The organism is Streptomyces sp. NPDC054872 (assembly GCF_053610705.1).
Genome location: NZ_JBSGYY010000086.1, coordinates 1 through 5,955 on the forward strand (window position 1 = coordinate 1; position 5,955 = coordinate 5,955).

Sequence of the window (5,955 nt, forward strand, 5' to 3'; positions counted from 1 at the left end):
GGATCAGTGATCCGGCGGCCCCGTCGACGTACGTACGGAGGAGGAAGCGCGTCAGCCCTTCTTGGCGGACTCGGCCCCGGCTCCGTCCTTGCCCTTGTCCCCGGCGGCCCCATCGGCTTCGGCGTCCTCGTCCTTGCCCTTGTCCGTCGACGCCTTCGTGTCCTTGCCCTCGGGCGATTCGCCGTCCCGGGTTTCCTCCCCGGCGGGCACGGGCTCGACGATCTCCTCGCGCCCGGGGTGCTTCTTGGCGGAGAGCACGAAGTACACGACGGCGAGCACGAACACCGCGATGGCGGTCCAGACGTTCAGACGCAGGCCGAGCACGTGGTGCGCGTCGTCGACCCGCATGTACTCGATCCAGCCGCGCCCGGCGCAGTACGACGCGACGTACAGCGCGAACGCCCGGCCGTGGCCCAGCTTGAAACGGCGGTCGGCCCAGATGACCAGGAAGCCGACGCCGATGCACCAGAGGGACTCGTAGAGGAACGTCGGGTGGTACGTGCCGGGCACCCGGCCGTCCTCCGCCGACGTGATCTCCAGCGCCCACGGCAGATCCGTGGCCTTGCCGTACAGCTCCTGGTTGAACCAGTTGCCCCAGCGGCCGATCGCCTGGGCGAAGGCGATGCCGGGGGCGAGGGCGTCGGCCCAGGCGGGCAGCGGGATGCCGCGCCGGCGACAGCCGATCCAGGCGCCGACCGCGCCGAACGCGATCGCGCCCCAGATCCCGAGGCCGCCTTCCCAGATCTTGAAGGCGTCCACCCAGTCACGGCCCTCGCTGAAGTACAGCTGGTAGTCCGTGATCACGTGGTAGAGACGCCCGCCGACGAGGCCGAACGGCACGGCCCAGACGGAGATGTCGGCCACGGTGCCTGGGCGGCCCCCGCGAGCGATCCACCGCTTGTTGCCGAGCCAGACGGCGACGAAGACGCCGATGATGATGCAGAACGCGTAGCCGCGCAGCGGAATGGGTCCGAGTTCGACCACACCGCGCGATGGGCTGGGAATGAAGGCAAGGTCCATGGCAGGTCCGACGCTACCGTGCCCGGTGGTGCCTGAGGCAACCAGCCCGGCTACGTCTCCATAACAGGCTCGGGGCGGGGCCCCGGAACAACCCCGCCCCGGGATGCGGCTAGCCCCGGTTGGCTTCCTCGACCTTCGCCTTCAGCTTCGCCGGGGTCAGCGGGTTCTTCTGGTCGGCGAAGATGTTCTTGCCGTCGAGCAGCACGCTCGGCGTGCCCTGCAGGCCGGCCTCCTGGAAGGCCTTGTTCGACTTCTGGGCCCAGCTGTCGTGCTTGCCGTCGTCCACGCACTTCTTGAAGGTGTCGTTCACGAGCCCGTCCACCTTGCCCGCGAGCTCGATCAGCTTGCTGTTCTTGCTGAACGCGTCGTCCGTCTCCGGGGGTTGGTTCATGAACAGCACGTCGTGGTACGGCGTGAACTTCCCGGCGTCCTGGGCGCATGCGGCCGCGTTGGCCGCGCGCAGGGAGCCGCTGCCGCCCATGTTCCCGTCGATGATCGTCGCCAGGTGGTACTCGACCTTGAGCTGGCCCTTGTCGGTGAGTTCGTGGATCGTCTTGCGGTACACGTCCTCGAACTGCTTGCAGGCGGGGCAGCGGAAGTCCTCCCAGATGGTGAGGGTGGACTTGGCGCTGTCCTTGCCGACGGGGATCGCGAGCTGATCCTCGCCGGCCGCCCCCTTGGGGACCGACAACGGACCCGAGGTGTCCTTGTCGTCACCCGAGTTGGCAGCGACCAGACCGGCCACGGCGGCGAGCGCGAGGACGCCCACGACGGCGGCACTCACGATCAACACCCTGCGCTGCTTGTCCCGCGACTTCTGCCGCTCTCGCTCTTCCGCCAGCCGGTCGCGGGCCGCGCGCTTTCCCTCACGGTTCTTCTCGCTCACACCCGGCCAACGAACCGGGGAGGCACGAGCGTGCCTCCCCGGTCCCAGGTCCACCCGTACGAGTTACGCGCTGCCGCGAACTCCCTGCGCGAGATCGGCGGCGAGCGCACGGACGGCGGCGAGGCCCGCCGCTTCGTCCTCGGCGTCCAGCATCCGCTGCACGAAGGCCGACCCGACGATCACGCCGTCGGCGAAACCGGCGACCTCGGCGGCCTGGCGGGCGTTGGAGACACCGAGGCCGACGCAGACCGGCAGTTCGGTGGTGGCCTTGGTGCGCCGCACCAGCTCCTGCGCCTGCTCGCCGACGGACTCGCGGGTGCCCGTGACGCCCATCAGGGACGCCGCGTAGACGAAGCCCGAGCCGGCCGCGGTGATGGTGGCGAGCCGCTCGTCCTTGCTGCTCGGCGCGACGACGAAGACCGTGGCGAGGCCGTGCTTCTCGGCGTGCTCCCTCCACAGGCCCGACTCCTGGACGGGCAGGTCGGGCAGGATGCAGCCCGCGCCGCCTGCCTCGGCGAGCTCGGCGGTGAAGCGCTCGACGCCGTAGCGGTCGATGGGGTTCCAGTACGTCATCACGAGCACCGGCTTGCCGGTCGCCTCGTGGGCCTCGCGCACCGTGCGCATCACGTCGGCGATCTTCAGGCCCGCCTTGAGCGCGATGTCGTCGGCGGTCTGGATGACGGGGCCGTCGAGGACCGGGTCGCTGTGCGGGAGACCGACCTCCACGACGTCGGCGCCGCCGTCGAAGACCGCCTTGATGGCCGCGATGCCGCCGTCCACGGTCGGGAACCCGGCCGGGAGGTAGGCGATGAGGGCGGAGCGCCCTTCGGCCTTGGCGGCCGCGAGGGTGTCGTCCAACAGACTGATGTTGCCGCTCACTTGGCGTCCCCCTCGATCTCCGCGGCTCCGTTGCCCGCGTCCGCCTCGACGGCGGCGTCCGTGTCGTACAGGCCGAAGTAGCGGGCGGCCGTGTCCATGTCCTTGTCGCCACGCCCGGACAGGTTGATGATCAGCAGCCCGTCCTTGCCGAGCTCCTTGCCGACCTCCAGTGCCCCGGCGAGCGCGTGGGCGCTCTCGATGGCCGGGATGATGCCCTCGGTGCGCGACAGGAGGCGCAGTGCCTGCATGGCCGCGTCGTCGGTGACCGCGCGGTACTCGCCGCGGCCGCTGTCCTTGAGGTAGGCGTGCTCGGGGCCGATGCCCGGGTAGTCGAGTCCGGCGGAGATCGAGTAGGGCTCGGTGATCTGCCCTTCCTCGTCCTGGAGGACGTACGACCGCGAGCCGTGCAGGATGCCGGGCTCGCCGGCGCTCAGCGTGGCCGCGTGCTCACCGGTCTCGATGCCGTGACCCGCGGGCTCGCAGCCGATGAGGCGGACATCGGCGTCCGGGATGAAGGCGTGGAAGAGGCCGATGGCGTTCGAGCCGCCGCCCACGCAGGCCACGGCGGCGTCGGGCAGGCGTCCGGCGCGCTCCAGGATCTGGCGGCGGGCCTCCACGCCGATGACGCGGTGGAAGTCGCGCACCATGGCGGGGAAGGGGTGCGGACCCGCCACGGTCCCGAAGAGGTAGTGCGTGCGGTCGACGTTGGCGACCCAGTCACGGAACGCCTCGTTGATGGCGTCCTTCAGGGTCCTGCTGCCGGACTTCACGGCGATGACCTCGGCGCCGAGCATGCGCATGCGGGCCACGTTCAGGGCCTGGCGCTCGGTGTCGATCTCGCCCATGTAGATGGTGCATTCGAGGCCGAAGAGCGCGCAGGCGGTGGCGGTGGCGACGCCGTGCTGTCCGGCGCCGGTCTCCGCGATGACGCGGGTCTTGCCCATGCGCTTGGTGAGCAGGGCCTGGCCGAGCACGTTGTTGATCTTGTGCGAGCCGGTGTGGTTCAGGTCCTCGCGCTTGAGGAAGACCCGTGCGCCACCGGCGTGTTCGGCGAACCGGGGCACTTCGGTGAGGCTGCTGGGGCGGCCGGTGTAGTTGACCAGGAGGTCGTCGAGCTCGCGGGCGAACTCGGGGTCGTTCTTGGCCTTGTCGTACTCGACGGCGACCTCGTCCACGGCGGCGACGAGGGCCTCCGGGATGAACTTGCCGCCGAACGCGCCGAAATAGCCCTCGACGGTGGGGACTTGACCGTCCGGGTCCGGGATGAAGAATTCGCTGGGCATGCCTCTACCTCACATGGCGTGAATGGGTGATCTGCGGTGCGATCGACCCCGCCAGGGGCGCGGGGAACTGCGCGAGCAAGCCCCACCGGGGTGAGGACGGCTACGCGCCGTGAAGGGCGGACGATTCGTCCGGCCGACGCGACGCCGTGGCTGATCGCGCAGTTCCCCGCGCCCCTGGCGGGGCGCTCGGCCATCGCATCCCGTTCACCTGACCCGGCTCATCTCCGATGACGTACCGCACCCTGCGGCCATGCACCCGCCGCGCAGGCGCCCGGCAGCCGCGAGGGCGGCAGCCGGGTGCGAGGCGGGCGAAGGCGGTCATCGGGAGAGGTCAGCTCCGCCCGTGCCGCAGGGCGGGGTGCGCGCCCGCGGCGACCAGGTCGGAGACCGCGCCCTTCGGGTCGCGGCCGGTCACCAGGGACTCCCCGACAAGGACCGCGTCGGCACCGGCGTTGGCGAACGCGATGAGGTCGTGCGGCCCGCGCACACCGGACTCGGCGATCTTGACGACGTCGTCCGGCAGCTCGGGCGCGACGCGCTCGAAGGTGGAGCGGTCGACCTTCAGCGTCTTGAGGTCGCGGTTGTTGACGCCGATGATGCGCGCGCCCGCGTCCACGGCCCGCTCGGCCTCGTCCTCGTCGTGCACCTCGACGATCGGCGTGAGGCCGATCGAATGGGCGCGCTCGATGAGCGACTCCAGGGCGGGCTGCTCCAGGGCGGCCACGATCAGCAGGACGAGGTCGGCGCCGTAGGCCCTGGCCTCCCACAGCTGGTACGAGGTGACCATGAAGTCCTTGCGGAGCACCGGGATGTCGACCTTGGCCCGGACGGCCTCCAGGTCGGCGAGCGATCCGCCGAAGCGGCGCTCCTCGGTGAGCACGGAGATGACGGCCGCACCGCCCGCCTCGTAGTCGGCGGCGAGACCGGCCGGGTCGGCGATCGCGGCGAGCGCGCCCTTGGACGGGCTGGAGCGCTTGACCTCACAGATGACCTTGACGCCGTCGCCGCGCAGCGCGGCGACCCCGTCCTTGGCCGCAGGAGCCTTCGCCGCGCGCTCCTTGAGCTCGTCGAGGCTGACGCGCGCCTGCCGTTCCGCGAGGTCGGCACGGACTCCGTCGATGATCTCGTCGAGCACACTCACGCGAGCGGCCCCCTTCCCTGACGGTGAAGCTGCTGTTTGAACCTCAAGCTGTTCGGCTGCCTCATCCGGCATTCCGATGGTCACTGCGATGGTATCCGCAGGAGGGCGAAGGCAACGCATCCGGTTGACGCCAGTCCCACGTCCTGGACACCCACCACCCCCGCCGCCTGGGGTTTCTCGGCATTCAGGGATGCAGCCATGCCCCGAACGGCAGATTGCGCACGAGGGTGAAAAGCGCGATCAGCACCCCGAGCCCGTACAGCTGTGCGGACCCCAACTCGATCCGCAGGCGTCGTCCGCGCACCGCGCGGGCCGCCCAGAGAGTCCACAGGACAGCGAAGACGCCGTACCCGACGACGGCCAGCGCGTTGGCGCCGAGTGCCGTGACGAGGTCACCGTGGATGAAGGCGTGCGCGCTGCGCAGACCGCCGCAGCCGGGGCAGAAGACGCCGGTGAGCTGCAGCAGCGGGCAGGCGGGGTAGTGGCCGGGTTCGTTCGGGTCGACCGTCGCGACGTAGGCGAAGGCTCCGATCACCGGGCCGAGCACGCCGAGGGGCACGGCGAGGCGCCGCAGTGCGGGGCCGGCGAGTGGTGCCGCGCTCTCGGGTTCAGCGTTCACCCGATGCATTGTGCCCGTCGGCGGTGGCCCGTGCCCGCCAGGGGTGGGTCGGTGTGCATACGGGAGGTGGGCGAAATGCGGGACACGCTGGTGCTGAACGCGAGCTTCGAGCCGCTGTCGACGGTGA

7 protein-coding genes are annotated in these 5,955 nt (G+C 70.6%); all 7 read right to left on the reverse strand.

Annotation, left to right across the window (positions count from 1 at the left end; genetic code table 11):
• Positions 1-51: 51 nt before the first annotated feature.
• The 7 genes from lgt to ACWGIH_RS43390 all read right to left on the reverse strand — a co-directional run bounded on the left by lgt (position 52) and on the right by ACWGIH_RS43390 (position 5,837).
• Entirely contained in the window at positions 52-1,020 is a 969-nt protein-coding gene (gene lgt / locus ACWGIH_RS43360; protein ID WP_453452794.1) for a prolipoprotein diacylglyceryl transferase, read from the reverse strand.
• Between the two features lie 109 nt (positions 1,021-1,129).
• Positions 1,130-1,906 (reverse strand): DsbA family protein, encoded by a 777-nt coding sequence (locus tag ACWGIH_RS43365; RefSeq protein ID WP_453452792.1) that lies wholly within the window; start codon positions 1,904-1,906, stop codon positions 1,130-1,132.
• 63 nt (positions 1,907-1,969) lie between these two features.
• Positions 1,970-2,785: a tryptophan synthase subunit alpha gene (trpA, locus tag ACWGIH_RS43370; RefSeq protein ID WP_453452790.1), complete on the reverse strand. Its 816-nt coding sequence runs from the start codon at positions 2,783-2,785 to the stop codon at positions 1,970-1,972.
• Complete coding sequence (gene trpB / locus ACWGIH_RS43375) at positions 2,782-4,068, reverse strand: tryptophan synthase subunit beta (RefSeq protein WP_453452789.1); 1,287 nt, start codon at positions 4,066-4,068, stop codon at positions 2,782-2,784. Before trpB ends, trpA begins: the two co-directional genes overlap by 4 nt.
• A gap of 100 nt (positions 4,069-4,168) precedes the next feature.
• Positions 4,169-4,390 (reverse strand): tryptophan biosynthesis modulator TrpM, encoded by a 222-nt coding sequence (gene trpM, locus ACWGIH_RS43380; protein WP_453452787.1) that lies wholly within the window; start codon positions 4,388-4,390, stop codon positions 4,169-4,171.
• Between the two features lie 9 nt (positions 4,391-4,399).
• A complete protein-coding gene (gene trpC, locus ACWGIH_RS43385) occupies positions 4,400-5,209 on the reverse strand; it encodes an indole-3-glycerol phosphate synthase TrpC (RefSeq protein ID WP_451215852.1) in 810 nt (269 codons plus the stop codon).
• A gap of 184 nt (positions 5,210-5,393) precedes the next feature.
• Positions 5,394-5,837, reverse strand: a complete 444-nt coding sequence (locus ACWGIH_RS43390; protein WP_453452785.1) for a DUF2752 domain-containing protein — start codon at positions 5,835-5,837, stop codon at positions 5,394-5,396.
• Positions 5,838-5,955 lie beyond the last annotated feature (118 nt).

Bases quoted from the DNA above. Each gene is read 5' to 3' on its own strand.
- ACWGIH_RS43390 (WP_453452785.1), bottom strand. From the start codon at position 5,837: ATGCATCGGGTGAACGCTGAACCCGAGAGCGCGGCACCACTCGCCGGC.
- trpB (WP_453452789.1), bottom strand. From the start codon at position 4,068: ATGCCCAGCGAATTCTTCATCCCGGACCCGGACGGTCAAGTCCCCACC.
- trpM (WP_453452787.1), bottom strand. From the start codon at position 4,390: ATGACCGCCTTCGCCCGCCTCGCACCCGGCTGCCGCCCTCGCGGCTGC.
- lgt (WP_453452794.1), bottom strand. From the start codon at position 1,020: ATGGACCTTGCCTTCATTCCCAGCCCATCGCGCGGTGTGGTCGAACTC.